Origin of the sequence: Pimelobacter simplex, from assembly GCF_900114845.1 — a bacterium.
GTDB lineage: Bacteria > Actinomycetota > Actinomycetes > Propionibacteriales > Nocardioidaceae > Nocardioides > Nocardioides simplex.
The window spans coordinates 1009144-1025319 of the sequence record NZ_FOUK01000001.1; the positions used below are offsets into that span (position 1 = coordinate 1009144).

The following is a 16176-nucleotide window of genomic DNA, read 5'->3' on the forward strand; positions in this document are numbered from 1 at the left end:
CATGAGGATCGTGGTCGCCGACGACTCCGTGCTCCTGCGCGAGGGCCTCCAGCTCCTGCTCGCCGAGGCCGGCCACGAGGTGGTCGCGGCGGTGGCCGACGGGCCGTCGTACGTCGAGGCGATGCTGGCGCACCGCCCGGACCTCGGCATCGTCGACGTCCGGATGCCGCCCAGCCACACCGACGAGGGGCTGCGCGCCGCGGTCGCCGTCCGGCAGGCGTGGCCGCAGGCCCGGGTGCTCGTCCTGTCGCAGTACGTCGTCGTGTCGTACGCCGACGACCTGCTCGCGACGGGCGAGGAGGGGGTCGGCTACCTGCTCAAGGACCGGGTCAGCGAGGTCGGGGAGTTCCTCGCCTCGCTCGCCGAGGTCGCCGCCGGCGGGACGGCGCTCGACCCGCTCGTCGTCCGGCAGCTCGTGGAGCGGCGCGGCGACCCGGTGCGCGCGCTGACGCCCCGCGAGCGCGACGTCCTCACCCTGATGGCGGAGGGACGCTCCAACGCCGCCGTCGCCGACGCGATGACGGTGAGCCTCGGCGCGGTCGAGAAGCACACCCAGCGGATCTTCGCCAAGCTCGGCCTCCCGCCCGACGACGACCAGTCGCACCGCCGCGTGCTGGCCGTGCTGCGCTTCCTGCGCGCCGAATGACATCGATGTGATTCGCGGGTTAGAGTGTGACCTGCAGAGATGTCGAGATCGCCACCGTAGCGTCGAGGAGACCGGATGAACGCCGAGCGCAGCCCGCAGGAGGGCACCGCCAGCGCGGCCGCTCCCGCAAGCCTGAGCGACCGCGACCGCGCCATCCTCGAGTTCGAGCGCCAGTGGTGGAAGTACGCCGGCGCCAAGGAGAGCGCGGTGCGCGAGCAGTTCGACATGAGCGCCACCCGCTACTACCAGGTGCTCAACGCCCTGATCGACCGTCCCGAGGCGCTCGCGGCCGACCCGCTGCTGGTCCGCCGGCTGCGCCGCCTCCGTTCCCAGCGCCAGCGGCAGCGGTCCGCCCGGCGCCTGGGCTTCGAGATCTGACCCCGCCCGGCCCACACAGAGAGAGGCGGCCATGACCTTCCCCACCTGGCCCTCCGCTCGCACCCCGAACCAGCGCGGCGCCGTCCTGCCGTCGCCCGTGGTGCTCCTCAGCATCGTCGCCGTCGCGCTCGCCGCGATCGCCTTCGTCGCCACCCGCGGCGACCAGGCGCCCGAGCGCGACATCACCGCCACGAAGGCGGCCGCGACGCCCTCCGACCAGGCCTCCGGCTCGACCGGTGCCTCCGAGGGCGCCTCCGACCCCTCGGACCAGCCGACCAAGAAGGCGACGCCCAAGCCCGTCGTCCGGGCCGACCACCAGGTCGTCGTCTTCAACAACACCCGCATCCGCGGCCTCGCCGGCCGCGTCTCCGAGCGGGTCAAGGAAGCCGGCTGGACCGTCGCCGCCGCCGACAACTGGTACGGCACCGTGCCCGGCACGACCGTCTACTACCCGGCCGGCAAGAAGGCCGCCGGGCGCCAGCTCGCGCTCGACCTCGGCGTCGCCCGGGTGCTGCCGGCCGACACCGACAGCGACATGAGCGACACGAACCTCACCCTGATCCTCACCGGCGAGCTCGACTGAGTTCGTTTGGCCGAGCGCGTCTTCGCCGCGGGAACCGGCAGCAAGCTGCCCCCGGACGCGGCTCCCGCCGCGCTGCCGGCCGGTGGTCTGGGCCGAGCGCGTCTTCGCCGCGGGAACAGGCAGCGAGCTGCCCCCGGACGCGGCTCCCGCCGCGCTGCCGGCCGGTGGTCCGGGTTCGGCCGCGAGCGTGACCGTTCACGTCCCCGTCACCTGCCGTCACGGGCGGCGTGATGGGATGGAGGCGTGAGGTTCCCGACGCGCGAGGGCCAGGACCGGTACGACGCGATCGTCCGCGTCGCGCCACGCACGGTCGTCGGACTCGACTTCGACGGCACGCTGTCGCCGATCGTGGAGGACCCGGCGCAGGCGCACATCCACCCCGATGCGGCGCAGGTGCTGGTCGAGCTGGCCCAGGAGGTCGCCGCGATCGCGGTGATCACCGGGCGGCCGGCCCGGCAGGCCCTCGACCTCGGCGGCCTCGAGGAGGTCGGGGACGCGCTGGAGGCGGCCGGCAAGGAGCTGTTCGTCTTCGGGCAGTACGGCAACGAGCGGTGGAGTTCGGGCCGGCGCCGGATCATGGGCGGGCGGCCGCCGCGGGGGCTGGCGACGTTCGAGCGCGACCTGCCGCGGGCGCTGCGCACCGCCGGGGCCGCTGACGCGTACGTCGAGGACAAGGGACTCGCCGTCGCCGTGCACACCCGGCGGCTGGCCGATCCCGACGGCGCCTTCGACCGGCTGCTGCCGCCGCTGCGCGAGCTCGCGCACCGGCACGGGCTGGTGCTGGAGCCGGGGCGGGCCGTGATCGAGGTGCGCTCGCCGGGCTCCCACAAGGGACTGGTCGTCGACCGGCTGGCCGCGGTGCTCGACGCCGAGGGCTTCGTGTTCGCCGGCGACGACCTCGGCGACGTCGAGGCGTTCGAAGCGGTCGCCGCGCTGGGGGAGCAGGGGCTGGCCACGCTGCGGGTCTGCTCGGCCTCCAACGAGCAGAGCGCCCTCATCGACCTCTCGGACGTCGTGGTGCGCGGCCCGGACGGCGTCCTCGACCTGCTGCGGACACTCGCCGGCGACGCCCGGGTCCGCCGGCTCGGCTAGCGGCAGTTTCACCGCCTAGGCGGTGAAACTGCCCTCCGCCGCAGACGCGCAGGTCTCATCAACTGGACATTCGTCTCATCATCCGGAATCTCGATTGGGAGTCGGGCCCGACCCACCCCTAGGCTGTCCGTGCTCATCCAGAGGGACTGAGGGAACGGCCCTGAGAAGTCCCGGCAACCGCCGCGAACTCCCGTCAGCGCCTGCATCACGCAGGAGCCGGCGTCGCGGAAACGGTGCCAAATCCGACCCGTGCGAGAGCCGCCGGGACAGATGAGAAGGAGGACCCATGAGCGCCGTTGTGACCGAGGCACCTGAGACGACGACCCAGCCGGGACTGCGCGAGGGCGCGTTCGGCAATGCCACCTCGCTGTCCTGCCGCGAGTGCGGGCACCTGGTCGCGCTGGGCCCGTTCTACGCCTGTCCGGAGTGCTTCGGCCCGCTGGAGATCACCTACGAGTTCCCGCAGGTGACCCGCGAGGAGATCGAGGCCGGGCCGCGCAACATCTGGCGCTACAAGGCGCTGCTGCCGGTCCCCACCGACATCGAGACCAGCCCCAACACCGAGCCGGGCTTCACCCGCCTGCTCGAGGCGAAGAACCTCGCCGCCGAGCTGGGCATCGCCAAGCTCTGGGTCAAGGACGACTCGACGAACCCGACCAACTCCTTCAAGGACCGGGTCGTCGCCTGCGCGCTGAGCGCCGCCCGCGAGCTGGGCGCGACGACGTTCGCCTGCCCCTCGACCGGCAACCTCGCCAACGCGGTCGCCGCGGCGGGTGCCCGGGCCGGGATCAAGACCGTCGTCTTCATCCCGAGCAACCTCGAGACGCCCAAGCAGGTCAACTCCGCGATCTTCACCGAGAACCTGGTCGCCGTCGACGGCAACTACGACGACGTCAACAAGCTCGCCTCCGAGATCGCCGGCGAGGAGGAGGGCTGGGCGTTCGTCAACGTCAACGTCCGGCCGTACTACGCCGAGGGCTCCAAGACGCTGGGCTACGAGATCGCCGAGCAGCTCGGGTGGCGGCTGCCCGACCAGGTCGTCATCCCGGTCGCCTCCGGCTCCCAGCTGACCAAGGTCGACAAGGCCTTCCAGGAGCTCATCAAGCTCGGCCTCGTCGAGGACAAGGCGTACCGGATCTTCGGCGCCCAGGCCACCGGCTGCGGTCCCGTCGCCACCGCCTACAAGGCCGGCACCGACGCGATCCGCCCGGTCAAGCCCGACACGATCGCCAAGAGCCTCGCGATCGGCAACCCGGCCGACGGCATCTACGTCCTCGACATCGCCCGTCGTACGGGCGGCTCCGTCGAGGAGGTCACCGACGACGAGATCCGCGAGGGCATCGTCCTGCTCGCCCGCACGGAGGGCATCTTCACCGAGACCGCCGGCGGTACGACGACCGCGGTCACCAAGAAGCTCGTCGAGACCGGCCAGCTCGACCCGAGCCTCGAGACCGTCATCATCAACACCGGTCACGGCCTCAAGACCCTCGACTCGATCTCCGGCCAGGTCGGCCCGGCCGCGACCATCGCTCCGAGCTACGACGCCTTCAAGGCCACGGGCCTCTGAGCCGCACCACCACCGACACCGCTACCCGAGCAGTAGAAGAGAGCCCCGCATGAGCGTCCGCGTCCGGATCCCCACCATCCTCCGCACCTACACCGGTGGTGACTCCGAGGTCACCGCCGAGGGCGCCACCCTCGCCGAGGTGCTCGACAACCTCGACGCGAGCTTCGCGGGCATCAAGGGCCGGATCCTCGACGAGGACGGCAAGCTGCGCCGCTTCGTCAACGTCTACGTCAACAACGACGACGTCCGCTTCGAGCAGGACCTCGCCACCCCGACGCCCGACGGCGCCGAGGTCTCGGTGATCCCCGCGGTCGCCGGCGGCTGCTGAACCCCCGACGAAGTGGGCCGGTTGCGGCCCCGAAGTGCGGCACTTGCGGGGTCGAGATCCAGCAACCCTCGCACTTCGACCCCGCAACCCGCGCACTTCGTGGAGGGGGCTCAGCTGGCCTGAGCGTCGACCGCCCGGTGCGCATGGCGCCCGGGCGGTTCGCCGTACTCGCGGGTGAACGCGGCGACGTACGACGACGCGGTCGCGTAGCCCACGCGGTGGGCGGTCTCGGTGACCGACCACCTGCTCAGCATCGCGCGCGAGGCCTGGAGCCGGGTCCGGGTGCGCCAGGTCGAGAAGGACATCCCGTAGACCCGCTCGAACTCGCGCTGGAGGGTCTTGGGACTGACGTGCAGCCGCTCGGCCCAGCCGGGCAGGCTGGTCCGGTCGGCCGGGTCGAGGGTCAGGGCCCGGGCCACCGCGCCGGCCGGGCCGAGCTCGGCCGCGCCGAAGCCGATCGGGTCGGCGGGGGAGGCGGCCAGCTCGCCGAGCAGCACGGCGCGCGCCGCGAGGCCGGCGCGCTCGTCGGTGCCGGGGCGGACCAGCCGGGTGACCGCCTCGACCGCGGCGGGCGAGATCGCCAGCACGGTCGCCTCGTGCCGGACCAGCTCGTCGGGCGCGCGCCGCACGCACAGGCGGACGACGGTCTGGACCTCGAGCGCGGTCACCTCGGCGACCACGCCCTGGCGCACCCAGACCGCGCTGGTGGGGCCGGCGAAGGCGGCGGTGCCGCCACGCCCGACGGCGAGGACGCCGTCGGGTGACCAGTAGACCTGGTGCACGAAGTCGTTGCGCGACTCGGGGAAGTCGGTGACCACGCCGCCGGTGGGCGGGTAGCGCAGGGCGAGGATGCCGTCCGGCGGGCCCAGTCCGTAGGGGAACTCCTCGACCACCGCGCCGCCGGCCTGGGTCGCGGTGACCGCGGGGCCGGGCCGCGCGGCGGCGGGTTCCTGTCCTCTGCGCGTCATCATCTGACTCCTTCGCGACACCGGCACGCTCGTTGGTAAGGCTAGCCTCACTTGGTCGGACGCGCTGTCTCGGGTGACCTCGCGCGCCGATTCCCCGACGTGAAGGACCACCCCATGCAGCTCAACCTCCGGCCGGCCCGCGCCCTCGCCGCCCTGTCCGCCACCGCCCTGCTCGGGGCGACGTTCGCGGCGTGCGGCAGCGAGGACGACGGCAAGGCGGGCAAGGAGAAGACGACCGCCGCCGCGTGCGAGCCCGCCACCCCGGCGCTGCCCGCCGCGGCGCCGGTCGCGGCGTTCGACCCGGCGTCGAAGACCCGCTCCTTCGAGGCCGACAACGGCACCGTCGAGATCCCGACCGACCCGCAGCGCATCGTCGCGACCGGGTACGCCGTCCCGGTGCTCCTCGAGGCCGACGCCGACGTCGTGGGCATCTCCGAGTGGGGCCGCGGCACCGCGCTGATGACCGACGAGGACCTCGCCGACTACCAGGCGCTGAAGAAGGTCGCCGGCGAGACCGCCGCGAGCACCGACTACGAGGCGATCGCCAACCTGAAGCCGGACCTGATCATGCTCGGCGTCCCGCTGCCGGTGCTCGGCGACGTCGACCTGAAGCGACTGGAGTCGATCGCGCCCGTCGTCGTCCTCGGCCCGGACCGGCCCGACGGCTGGAAGAACCTCTCCGCGCGGCAGGCCGACGCGGCCGGCGTCGTCGACTACTACGAGGCCGCCAAGGCGTCGTACGACGCGAAGGCGGCGGCGCTGACCGAGAAGTACGCGAAGGTCCTCGGCGAGCACTGCTTCGGCCACGTCGGCGCCTACGGCGACGTGAGCGCGGGCAACTTCAACCGCGAGTACGCCGGCGCCTGGGGCACCAACATCGCCACCGACGTGGGCGCGACCTACTACGGCGGACCGGTCGAGCCGGGCAAGGGCTCGGCGGCGTTCTCGGAGTACCCCTCGATCGAGGAGCTCCCGCAGAGCCTGGCGGACGCCGACGTGATCACCTACACGGTCGACGACGAGGGCAAGCCGTCCGAGTCGGTCCAGTACGTGCTCGACCACGACCTCTGGAAGACGCTGCCCGCCGTGCGCGACGGCGCGGTCATCCCGCTGCGCTACACCGAGGCGGCGACCTACCCGACCGCCGAGCGGGCGCTCGACGAGATCGACCGCGCGTTCGCCGAGGCGTTCGCGGACGAGCTCAAGTGATCGGCCAGCGCGACCGTCCTGCCGAGCGCGTCGCCGAGCACCACGGCGCCGGGCGGGGGATGCAGCGGATCGGCTACCCGATCGGCATCTGCCGGACGACGGTCGCCCGGCGCGAGCTGGTCACGCCACGGATGCTGCGGCTCACGCTCACCGGCGACGAGCTCGCCGGCTTCCACAGCTACGTCGCCGACGACCACGTCAAGATCGTCTTCCCGCACGCCGACGGCACGCGGACCGACCCGGTGCCCAACGATCAGCAGCTGCTCGACTGGCCCAAGCCGCTCCCGCCGACGCGGACCTACACGATCCGTCGTGTCGACCTCGCCGCGCGTGAGGTCGACCTCGACTTCGTGCTCCACTCCGGCGGTCTGGCCGGCGATTGGGCCGAGGCCGCCGCGATCGGCGACCCGGCCGTGATCGCCGGCCCGCCGGGAGCCAAGGCGTTCGCGCACACCCACCGGCACTACGTGCTCGCCGTCGACGTGACCGGCCTGCCCGCCGTCGCGCGCTGGCTGGACGAGGCGGACTGGCTGGAGGCCGCCGGTGCGACCGCGCAGGTCCTGGTCGAGCACGACCACGAGGACGAGACCGGCTACCCGCTGCAGCAGCGCGCCGGCGTCGAGGTGCGCTGGCTCTCCCGCGCCGAGGGGTCGCAGCTCGGCGCGCAGGTGCGGGCGCTCGACGTACCGGACGACACGTTCGTCTTCGGTGCGGGCGAGGCCGAGGACCTCAAGGACGTACGCCGCTGGGTGGCCCAGCGGGACCTGCCGGCGAGCATCACCGGCTACTGGAAGCGCGGCGTCGCGGGGTTGGACGATTGACCCTGCGTCACCCCGGCCCCCTGGTCGCGCTCGTCGCGCTGGGTGCGGCCCTCTTCGGTGCGGTCGTGTGGAGCCTGTCCATCGGCAAGGGTGACCTGCCGTCCGGGTCGGTGCTCCCCGCTCTGCTCCGGTACGACGACCACGACGCCGCGCACATCATCGTGCGCCAGGTCCGGTTGCCCCGGACCCTGCTGGCGATCCTGGTCGGCGCCGCGCTCGCGCTGGCGGGCGCCCTGGTCCAGGCGCTGACCCGCAACCCGCTGGCCGAGCCGGGCGTCCTGGGCGTAACCTTCGGCGCTTCCTTCGCCGTCGTCGTGGCCACCGCGCTCGGTGTGGCCGCCGGGCAGGGCATGCAGATGGTCGTCGCGACATTGGGCGCGGCGCTCGCCACGGCCGTCGTGTACGCCGTCGGGCGGGCTGATCCGCTGCGCCTGCTCCTCGCGGGCACGGCGTTCAGCGCGCTCGTCGCGAGCCTCTCGCTCGGCATCCGGCTGCTCGATCCCGACGCGTTCGACGACCACCGGTTCTGGGCGGTCGGCTCGCTCGCCGGCCGTGACCAGCAGCCGCTGACGCTGCCGACGATCGTGGTCGTCGTCGCCGTGGTGGTCGCGCTCGTGCTGGTCCGGCCGCTGTCCGCGCTGGAGATGGGGGACGACGTCGCGCACGGGCTCGGCGTCCGGGTCGGTGCGACCCGCACCGGCGTCCTGGTCGTGGCGACGGTGCTCGCCGGGGTCGCGACCGCGATCGCCGGGCCCATCGCCTTCGCCGGCCTGATCGTGCCGCACCTGGTCCGCCGGTTCGCGCACGGCTCGGTCGGCTGGCTCATCGTCCTCTCGCTCGCCGGAGGCCCGGTGCTGCTCGTCGCCGCCGACACCGTCGGCCGCCTGGTGCTGCCCGTCGGGGACGCCCCGGTCGCGATCGTGACGGGTGTGCTGGGCGGCCCGCTGCTGGCGTGGGTCGTGCGCCGGCAGGGTGCGGAGGCGGCGTCGTGACGACCCTGACCTTCCTGCGCCCGGAGCGGCGTACCGTCCTCGCGGTCGTGCTCGTCGCCGTCGCGACGCTCGCGGTCTCGCTCGTCGCGCTCTGCTACGGCGACGGCTGGTCGTCGCCGGGCCGGGTCCTGGACGGGCTGCGCGGCGACGGGCCGCTCGCCGGACGGGTGCTGGAGTGGCGGATGCCGCGGGTGACGGCGGCGGTCGTCTTCGGGCTGGCGCTCGGCCTGGCCGGCGCGCTCTTCCAGAACCTCACCCGCAACCCTCTCGGCGCGCCCGACGTGATCGGCCTCGACCAGGGCGCCTACACCGGCGTCCTGCTTGTCCTCACCGTCGCCGGTGGCGCCCACTTCGCGGCTGCGGCCGACAACGGTGGGGGCTTCGCGCTCGGCCTGGCCGGTGCCGCGCTGGCGGGCGGGCTGCTCGCGGCGGGCATCGTGGCGCTGCTCGCGATGGGCAGCGGCTACACCGGCTACCGGCTCATCGTCATCGGCATCGCGGTCAACGCGGTGCTCACCGCGGCCAACTCGTGGTTGATCCTGCGCGCCGACCTGGAGGTCGCGATGGCCGCTGCCAGCTGGTCGGCCGGCAACCTCAACGGCACCGACTGGTCGGACCTCGTGGTGCCCCTCGCCGGTCTCGCGGGGCTCGCGGTCGCGGCCGCGTGCCTCGCCCGGCCGGTCCAGCAGCTCGCGCTCGGCGACGACGTCGCGGTGACCACCGGGATCCGGCTCGACCGGCTCCGGCTGGCGATCGCCGCAGTCGGCGTCGGCTGCACCGCGATCGTCGCCGCGACCGCGGGCCCCATCGTCTTCGTCGCGCTGATGGCGCCGCAGATCGGCCGACGCCTGGCCGGTACGGCGGGCATCGCGCTCCTGCCCTCGGCGCTCACCGGAGCCCTGCTGCTCGGTACGGCGGACCTGCTCGCCCAGGTCGTCGCGCCGGTGCAGCTCCCGGTCGGCGTGGTCACCGGCGCCATCGGCGGCGTCTACCTGTTGTGGTTGCTGTTCAAGGAGGTCGGACGATGAGCCGGTTGCGGACCGAGGGCCTGCGCCTCGGGTACGGCGAGCGCACGGTGGTCGAGCACCTCGACCTGACCGTGCCCGACGGCGTGTTCACCGCGATCGTCGGGCCCAACGCCTGCGGCAAGTCGACGCTGCTGCGCTCGCTCGTGCGGCTGCTGAGGCCCGAGGCGGGCAGCGTCGTCCTCGACGGCCGGACGATCGCGACCTGGCGGCCCAAGGCGGTCGCCCGCGAGCTGGGCTTCCTGCCCCAGGGGACGACGACGCCCGACGGCATCCGCGTGGTCGGCCTGGTCCGGCGGGGTCGCTACGCCCGGCAGCCCGCGATCGGCACCTGGACCCGGGCCGACGACGCCGCCGTGGCGGCCGCACTCGATGCCGCCGGTGTCGCGGACCTGGCCCAGCGCCGGGTCTCCGCGCTCTCCGGAGGTCAGCGGCAGCGGGTGTGGATCGCGATGGTGCTCGCCCAGGAGACGCCCTACCTGCTGCTCGACGAGCCGACGACCTTCCTCGACATCGCCCACCAGTACGAGCTCCTGCGGCTGCTGCGCCGGCTCGTCGACGACGGCCGCACCGTCGTCGCGGTGCTCCACGACCTCAACCAGGCCTGCCGCTTCGCCGACCACGTCGTCGCGATGCGCGACGGCGCCGTGGTGGCGACCGGGGCGCCTGCCGACGTCGTCGACGCGGCGCTGGTCGAGCAGGTCTTCGGCCTGGCCTGCGACGTGGTGCCCGACCCCATCACGGGGACGCCGATGATCGTCCCCCACGCGTGAGCCCGCGCCGGGCCCGCAGGTGCGCGGACTCGGCCTCGTTGCGGCACAGCGCGAGCGCGGTGTCGTAGGCCAGTCGCGCCTCGTCCCACCGCTCCAGCCGGGCCAGCAGCTCGGCCCGCACGGAGGGGAGCCGGTGTCCCGGCAGGGCGACCCCGGCGAGCGCGGCGAGCCCGGCCTCCGGGCCGTCCCGCTCGGCCAGGGCCACCGCCCGGTTGAGCCGGACGACGGGGGAGTCGCGCAGGGCCAGCAGCTCGTCGTACCGGTCGACGACGCGGTCCCACCGGGTGGCGGCCGCGGTCGGCGCGATCGCGTGCTCGGCGGCCACCAGTGCCTGCAGCAGGTACGGCGCCGGGGGAGCGCCGACCAGCGGGCGGAGCAGGTCGAGCGCCTCCAGCGCCTCGTCGTGGTGCCAGCGGCGCCGGTCCTGGTCGGGGAGCAGCACGAGCCGCCCGTCGACCACGCGGGCGTCGCGGCGCGCGTGCTGCAGCACCATGAGCGCGAGCAGCGCGTCGAGCTCGGTCGTGCGGGCCTCCGGCGGCAGCACCGAGCGCAGCACCCGGACCAACCGGACCGCCTCACCCGCGACGTCGGCCCGCAGCACGTCGGAGCCCGACCCGGGCGCGTAGCCGGTCGTGAACGCCAGGTAGGCGACGTCCGCGACCACGTCGATGCGCGCCGCCAGCTCGTCCGGCGGCGGTACGGCGAACCGCGCGCCCGCGAGCTTGCGCCGGGCCCGGGTCAGCCGGGCCGCCATGGTCGGCGTCGGCACCAGGAACAGCCGGGCGACGTCCTCGGTCGGCACGCCCAGGACGAGCCGCAGGGTGAGCGCCGCGGCGGCCTCCCGGGACAGCGCCGGGTGCGCGCACAGCAGCACGAGGCGCAGCCGTTCGTCCGTCACGGCCTCTCCCTCCGGTGGCGCGGCGAGCACCCGCTGCGCGTGCTGCTGGACGGACGCATCGACCTCGAGCAGCGGCACCTTGCCCGCCGCGACGACCTCGTGGCGCAGCGCGTCGGTGATCCGCCGCCGGGCCGCGGTGAGCAGCCAGGCCGCGGGACGGGCCGGGACGCCGGCCTCCGGCCAGGTCCGGGCCGCCGCCTCGAACGCATCGGCCAGCCCGTCCTCGGCCAGGTCCACCCGGCGGCACCACGCGACGAGCAGGGCCAGCAGCCGGCCCCACTCCTCGCGCAGCACGCGCTCGAGCGGCTCCATCCGCGCGGTTGCTAGGCGTCGTGGGCGACGGTGGCGCGCACCTCGACGCCGTCCTCGAGCGAGGCGAGCACCCCGCACACCTCGAGCAGGTCGTCGAGGTCGTCGCTCTCCACGACGTAGAAGCCGCCCACCTGCTCGACGGACTCCAGGTACGGGCCGTCGGTGACGGTGATCGCGTCACCGTCGGCCGCCGCCTTGCGGACCACCTTGGCGGTCCGCGAGTGCGCCAGCTCGGCGCCCCCGGTCACCTGGTGACCGCGCTCCTCGAGCAGCCGGCTGAACTCGTCGTGGCGGGCGTACATCGACGCCCGCTCCTCGGGACTCGCGTCCTCCCAGGTGCGCTCGTCTCCGGTCAGCAGGACGACGTACGTGGTCATGGCATCTCCTCAGGGTGGTGGTGAGTCTGTCACCCCGATGACGGGCGAGCCACGGGCCTTTCGACAGGCCGCGGGGAGTTCTCAGTCGAGGTCGCGCCAGACGTACTTGTTCACGCGCACGCTGACGGTGTCCACCCGGCCGGCGCCGGGGCCGTCACCTTCGCCCGGGTGCGGGGTCCACAGCAGGCGGAACCGCACGGTGCCGTCGGGCCGGATGAGGCGACGCGGAATCGTGTACGCGAGCGAGTGCTCCGACGCGCCGGAGTAGTTGTCGATGTTGCGGACGCGGCCGTCCGGGAGCACGACCTCGAGGTCGAGGTTGATCTCGTCCTCCTGGCGACCGTTCACCACGAGGTGGACCGGCGCGCCGGCCGCCCGGTCGACCGGGATGCGCACCCGGTGCGCCGTGCGGATCAGGGGGTCACGCAGCGCATACCTGTGGAACGCGCGGTAGCGGAGGCTGCCGTTCACGATCCGGAGCCGGGCGAGCCGCTTGGTCAGGGTCGCGGTGCGGGTGGCGTTCGCCTTCTGGAAGGTGCCGGCGCTCACCAGCTCCCGGTGACCCCGGGAGACCCGGAACGGCTGTGACAGCGGCCCGTAGGTCTGCCGTCCGTCGTCGCGCACCAGCAGGCGCACCCGGTAGGTGCCCGGCACCACGTCGTTCAACGGGTTGCCGCGCCCGTCCCAGCGCAGCAGGGGCACGCCCGGGTCGAGGTTCCACGGACCGATCGTGCGTCCGGCACCCACCACCTCGAACATGGGTGCGGCCTGCTGGACGATCGTCGCGTCGAGTCCGTGCCGGAAGCTCACGTCGTGGGCCACGCCGGGGTAGTAGTCCTGCGGATAGATCATCGCGGCGCTGGGCGCGAGAGCGGTCAGCGCGGGCCCCGTGCTGACGTAGATCTTCGCGTCCTTGGTGGCCGGTGCCTTGCCGACCGCGGTGGCGGTCACCGTGAGCGTGTAGGTGCCTGCCGCCAGCGGGCCACCCGCCGTCGCCGAGCTCACCGACAGGGGCTCGCCCGACCGCTGTGCCGTCGTGAGCTCGGCCTCGGCGACGACCGCGCCCTGGCCGTCCTTCGTCAGAGCCCAGTGCGCCGTGCCGGCGTCGGTCCTCACGTCGACGGTGGCGGACTCCCAGAGCCCGTCGCCGTTCTCGTTGAGCAGGGGATCGTCGGTGGAGACGGAGAGCCACGTGGTCGCGGCCAGTGCCGGCGCGGGCAGCACCCCGAGGACGGAGAGGCCGAGCGCGGCGGTGCCCAGCAGGATCAGCAGACGGCGCACGGGCTCTCCGGGGTGACGGTGGCTGGTCAGCCCAGCAGCTGTGCCGCGAGCGCGGCGCTCGCAGGGTAGTCGACCTTACTCACCGGCGTCCGCGGGACCTGGTCGACGAACAGCACCGTCTTGGGGACCTTGTAGTTGGAGATCAGCGAGCGGCAGTGCTCGCGCACGTCGTCCGCGGTGAGGACGACGCCGTCGCGGCGCTGCACCAGTGCGGTGACCTGCTGGCCCCAGCGCTCGTGCGGCGTCCCGACGACGACGGCGTCGAAGACGTCCTCGTGGCGCAGCAGGACGGCCTCGACCTCCTCGGGGTGCACCTTCTCGCCGCCGGTGTTGATGCACACCGAGCCGCGGCCGAGGACGGTCACGGTGCCGTCCTCCTCGCGGCGCGCGAAGTCGCCGGGGATGGCCCAGCGGACGCCGTCGATCACCTTGAAGGTCGCGGCCGTCTTGACCGGGTCCTTGTAGTAGCCGAGGGGGACGGGGCCGGAGCGGCCGAGCATGCCGTCGACGCCGACGGGGCAGGGCTTGAGGTCGGGGTCGAAGACCTCGACCTGGTCGGTGACGGTGAAGCGCGGCGCGGCGGAGCCGCCCTCGGAGCCGTCGTCGATGCGGGAGCCGGTCGCGCCGGACTCCGAGGCGCCGTACGAGTCGAGGATGAAGCGGCCCGGCAGTGCCTGGCGGATCTCCTCGCGGACGCCGTCGGACAGGGGCGCCGCGCCGTTCGAGACGGCGGCGAGGCTGGAGAGGTCCCAGCGGTCCGGCTCGGCGAGGATCGCCTCGGCGACGGGGCGGCCCATCGCGTCGCCCAGGAAGGTCATCGACACGACCTTGGCCTTCTCGACCAGGTCGAGGATCCGCTCCGGGTCGAAGTGCGGCTCGGTGAAGAGCGCGACGGTCTGGCCGGCGACGTGGCCGTTGCCGAGGATCCACTGGCTGCCGCCGTGCATCATCGGGCCGCAGGCGAGCAGCACCATCGGGTTCTCCACGGCCTGGGCCTCGGCGACGAGCTGGTCGATCGAGTCGAGCGGGGCGCCGTACCGGGCGGCGTTGAGGGCGGCGCGCAGGAGGTCCTCGTTGCGCCACACGACGCCCTTCGGGTAGCCGGTCGTGCCGCCGGTGTAGAGGACGTAGTGATCGTCGGCGCTGCGTCCGTTGACCGGCCTCTCGGTGGACGCGGCGGCCAGCGCCGCGTCGTACTCGTCGCCCAGGACGATCGTGTGCCGCAGCGAGGGGACGGCGAGCTCGGCCACCGCGTCGACGTGCTCGGGCGCGACGATCGCCGCCACGCAGTCGGCGTTGTCGTAGAGGTACGCCAGCTCGTCGCGCAGGTACTTGTAGTTGATGTTGATCGGCACCGCGCGCGCCTTGAGGCAGCCGTAGAGGGCGTCGACCCACTCGATCCGGTTGGTCGAGTGGACCGCGACGTGCTCGCCCGGCCGGACGCCCAGCCCGATCAGGTGGTTGGCGAGGCGGGTGGCGCGCTCGTCGATCTCGGCGAAGGTCCACACCCGGTCACCGGTGTGGACGGCGGCGCGGTCGGGGATCCCGTCGGCCATCGCCTCGAGGACGTCGGCGAGGTTGAGGGGGCGGGCGTCGGGCGTCGTGGGGGCGGTGGCCGGTGTGGTGGGGGTCACAGGGAGAAGAGTGTCAAACTAGAACAAGTTCTCGCCAGCGTTCGTCCCAGTCCGTTTCGGCATGATGGTCCGGTGACCGACCACCACTACGCGCTCGACCTCGTCTGGCAGGGCAACCGCGGCTCCGGCACGAGCGGCTACCGCGACTACGACCGCACCGTGCTGCTCACCGCGGCCGGCAAGCCGGACCTCCTCGGGTCCGCCGACCCGACCTTCCGCGGCGACGCCGCCCGCTGGAACCCCGAGGAGCTGCTCCTCGCCGCGCTCGCCCAGTGCCACCTGCTGTCGTACCTCCACTCGGCGGTCAACCACGGCGTCGTCGTCACCGCGTACGACGACAGCCCGGTCGGCACCATGACGCAGTCCGGCCAGGGCGGCCGGTTCACCTCCGTCACGCTGCGCCCGCGGGTCACCGTCGCCGACGCCACGATGGTCGACGTCGCCCGCGCGATCCACGCCGAGGCGAGCGAGAACTGCTTCATCGCGGCGTCGGTGAGCTTCCCGGTCGGGCACGAGCCGGTGATCGAGGTCGCCGGCTAGGCGCGGCCCAGGCTGCGCGCGACGCCGTCGACGACCGAACGGGTCTGGCCGGCGTCGGTCGTGGAAACCGTGATCTGGACGATCCGGCCGCCGGTGCTGACGAACAGCGCCGAGCCCTGGTTGGCGGGGGTCGACACGTTCAGCGTGTAGGTGATCGCCCGGCCGGTCCCCAGGGGCGTGCGGACGTCGCGGACGCCGCTGACGGCGCCCACCTGGGACATCGCGGACTCCAGCTCGGCGCTCGACGGCAGGGTGCTCGTGTGCGCGGCCACCACCACGTTGAGGCTGCCGGAGAAGCCGATCGCGTACACGTCGAGGCTCTTCATCATCGTGCGGAAGTCCTCGGTCGACATCCCGGCCTGCGCGGCGATGCCGGCGATGTGGTCGCCCTCGGCGGCGTAGTCGACCTGACCCGAGCCGAGCACCGTCCAGCCCCGCGGCAGCGTGAACCGGATACCGGACTGGTCGGCGACCACCACCGTGGGCCTCGGCTGCTTGCGCTTGCGCGGCTTGGCCGGCTTCCCGTCCTTCGCGTCCTTCGCCGGCTGGTTGCCGGCGGCCTCGGGGCCGAGCGGGGTGGAGACGGTCGGGATCCGGATCTTGTCCTCGTCGGCCACGGGCTCGGCCGAGCAGCCGGCGAGCAGGGCGGCACCGGCCACGAGCGTGATCAGGTGACGCAGCAGCATGGCCGCATCGTAGGTCCGCGCCCGCGCCGTCGTCCGGCGTTTGGCGAGGGGCCACGATCCGTTCAG

The 16176-nt window shown here is 73.5% G+C and carries 18 protein-coding genes and 1 riboswitch; of the genes, 12 read left to right on the forward strand and 6 right to left on the reverse strand.

Features of this window, described 5'->3' with window-relative positions:
• Position 1 precedes the first annotated feature (1 nt).
• From BM223_RS04795 to BM223_RS04820, 6 genes are all read left to right on the forward strand, one after another.
• On the forward strand, positions 2–646 hold the full coding sequence (locus BM223_RS04795; RefSeq protein ID WP_038681222.1) for a response regulator: 645 nt from the start codon (positions 2–4) through the stop codon (positions 644–646).
• A 75-nt stretch (positions 647–721) separates the two neighbouring features.
• A complete protein-coding gene (locus BM223_RS04800) occupies positions 722–1024 on the forward strand; it encodes a nucleoid-associated protein NapA (RefSeq protein WP_038681220.1) in 303 nt (100 codons plus the stop codon).
• Between the two features lie 31 nt (positions 1025–1055).
• Positions 1056–1607, forward strand: coding sequence for a LytR C-terminal domain-containing protein (locus tag BM223_RS04805; RefSeq protein WP_038681218.1), 552 nt, complete (start codon positions 1056–1058; stop codon positions 1605–1607).
• Positions 1608–1850: 243 nt separating this feature from the next.
• Complete coding sequence (gene otsB, locus BM223_RS04810) at positions 1851–2699, forward strand: trehalose-phosphatase (protein WP_038681216.1); 849 nt, start codon at positions 1851–1853, stop codon at positions 2697–2699.
• A gap of 130 nt (positions 2700–2829) precedes the next feature.
• Positions 2830–2976, forward strand: a riboswitch (SAM riboswitch).
• Positions 2977–2985: 9 nt separating this feature from the next.
• Positions 2986–4266 carry a threonine synthase gene (thrC, locus tag BM223_RS04815; RefSeq protein ID WP_038681214.1) on the forward strand — a complete coding sequence of 427 codons (1281 nt, stop codon included), beginning with the start codon at positions 2986–2988 and terminating at the stop codon, positions 4264–4266.
• Positions 4267–4315: 49 nt separating this feature from the next.
• Entirely contained in the window at positions 4316–4594 is a 279-nt protein-coding gene (locus BM223_RS04820; protein ID WP_038681213.1) for a MoaD/ThiS family protein, read from the forward strand.
• A 110-nt stretch (positions 4595–4704) separates the two neighbouring features.
• Here BM223_RS04820 and BM223_RS04825 read toward each other — a convergent pair whose 3' ends face one another.
• Positions 4705–5562: a helix-turn-helix transcriptional regulator gene (locus tag BM223_RS04825; RefSeq protein WP_158510223.1), complete on the reverse strand. Its 858-nt coding sequence runs from the start codon at positions 5560–5562 to the stop codon at positions 4705–4707.
• A 114-nt stretch (positions 5563–5676) separates the two neighbouring features.
• Between BM223_RS04825 and BM223_RS04830 the strand changes: the two genes are divergently transcribed.
• Genes BM223_RS04830 through BM223_RS04850 form a run of 5 tightly spaced genes read left to right on the forward strand, consistent with a single transcriptional unit; the run spans position 5677 to position 10382 of the window.
• Positions 5677–6771: an ABC transporter substrate-binding protein gene (locus tag BM223_RS04830; protein WP_075018466.1), complete on the forward strand. Its 1095-nt coding sequence runs from the start codon at positions 5677–5679 to the stop codon at positions 6769–6771.
• Positions 6768–7592: a siderophore-interacting protein gene (locus BM223_RS04835; RefSeq protein WP_038681211.1), complete on the forward strand. Its 825-nt coding sequence runs from the start codon at positions 6768–6770 to the stop codon at positions 7590–7592. The genes BM223_RS04830 and BM223_RS04835 overlap by 4 nt, the downstream gene beginning before the upstream one ends.
• Entirely contained in the window at positions 7589–8584 is a 996-nt protein-coding gene (locus BM223_RS04840; RefSeq protein WP_038681209.1) for a FecCD family ABC transporter permease, read from the forward strand. The genes BM223_RS04835 and BM223_RS04840 overlap by 4 nt, the downstream gene beginning before the upstream one ends.
• Entirely contained in the window at positions 8581–9612 is a 1032-nt protein-coding gene (locus BM223_RS04845) for a FecCD family ABC transporter permease (RefSeq protein WP_038681207.1), read from the forward strand. The genes BM223_RS04840 and BM223_RS04845 overlap by 4 nt, the downstream gene beginning before the upstream one ends.
• Positions 9609–10382, forward strand: a complete 774-nt coding sequence (locus tag BM223_RS04850; RefSeq protein ID WP_038681205.1) for an ABC transporter ATP-binding protein — start codon at positions 9609–9611, stop codon at positions 10380–10382. Before BM223_RS04845 ends, BM223_RS04850 begins: the two co-directional genes overlap by 4 nt.
• Here the strand turns inward: BM223_RS04850 and BM223_RS04855 are convergent.
• From BM223_RS04855 to BM223_RS04870, 4 genes are all read right to left on the reverse strand, one after another.
• On the reverse strand, positions 10348–11592 hold the full coding sequence (locus BM223_RS04855) for an RNA polymerase sigma factor (RefSeq protein WP_038681204.1): 1245 nt from the start codon (positions 11590–11592) through the stop codon (positions 10348–10350). The genes BM223_RS04850 and BM223_RS04855 overlap by 35 nt on opposite strands.
• An 11-nt stretch (positions 11593–11603) precedes the next feature.
• Positions 11604–11969, reverse strand: coding sequence for a YciI family protein (locus BM223_RS04860; protein WP_038681202.1), 366 nt, complete (start codon positions 11967–11969; stop codon positions 11604–11606).
• Positions 11970–12050: 81 nt separating this feature from the next.
• Positions 12051–13250 carry a hypothetical protein gene (locus BM223_RS04865; protein ID WP_038681199.1) on the reverse strand — a complete coding sequence of 400 codons (1200 nt, stop codon included), beginning with the start codon at positions 13248–13250 and terminating at the stop codon, positions 12051–12053.
• Positions 13251–13276: 26 nt separating this feature from the next.
• Positions 13277–14884 (reverse strand): acyl-CoA synthetase, encoded by a 1608-nt coding sequence (locus BM223_RS04870; RefSeq protein WP_052138953.1) that lies wholly within the window; start codon positions 14882–14884, stop codon positions 13277–13279.
• Between the two features lie 72 nt (positions 14885–14956).
• Here BM223_RS04870 and BM223_RS04875 point away from each other — a divergent pair, with 72 nt between their 5' ends.
• Complete coding sequence (locus BM223_RS04875; RefSeq protein ID WP_038681197.1) at positions 14957–15424, forward strand: OsmC family protein; 468 nt, start codon at positions 14957–14959, stop codon at positions 15422–15424.
• Here the strand turns inward: BM223_RS04875 and BM223_RS04880 are convergent.
• Positions 15421–16110, reverse strand: a complete 690-nt coding sequence (locus BM223_RS04880; RefSeq protein ID WP_038681195.1) for a hypothetical protein — start codon at positions 16108–16110, stop codon at positions 15421–15423. The genes BM223_RS04875 and BM223_RS04880 overlap by 4 nt on opposite strands.
• Positions 16111–16176: the final 66 nt, after the last annotated feature.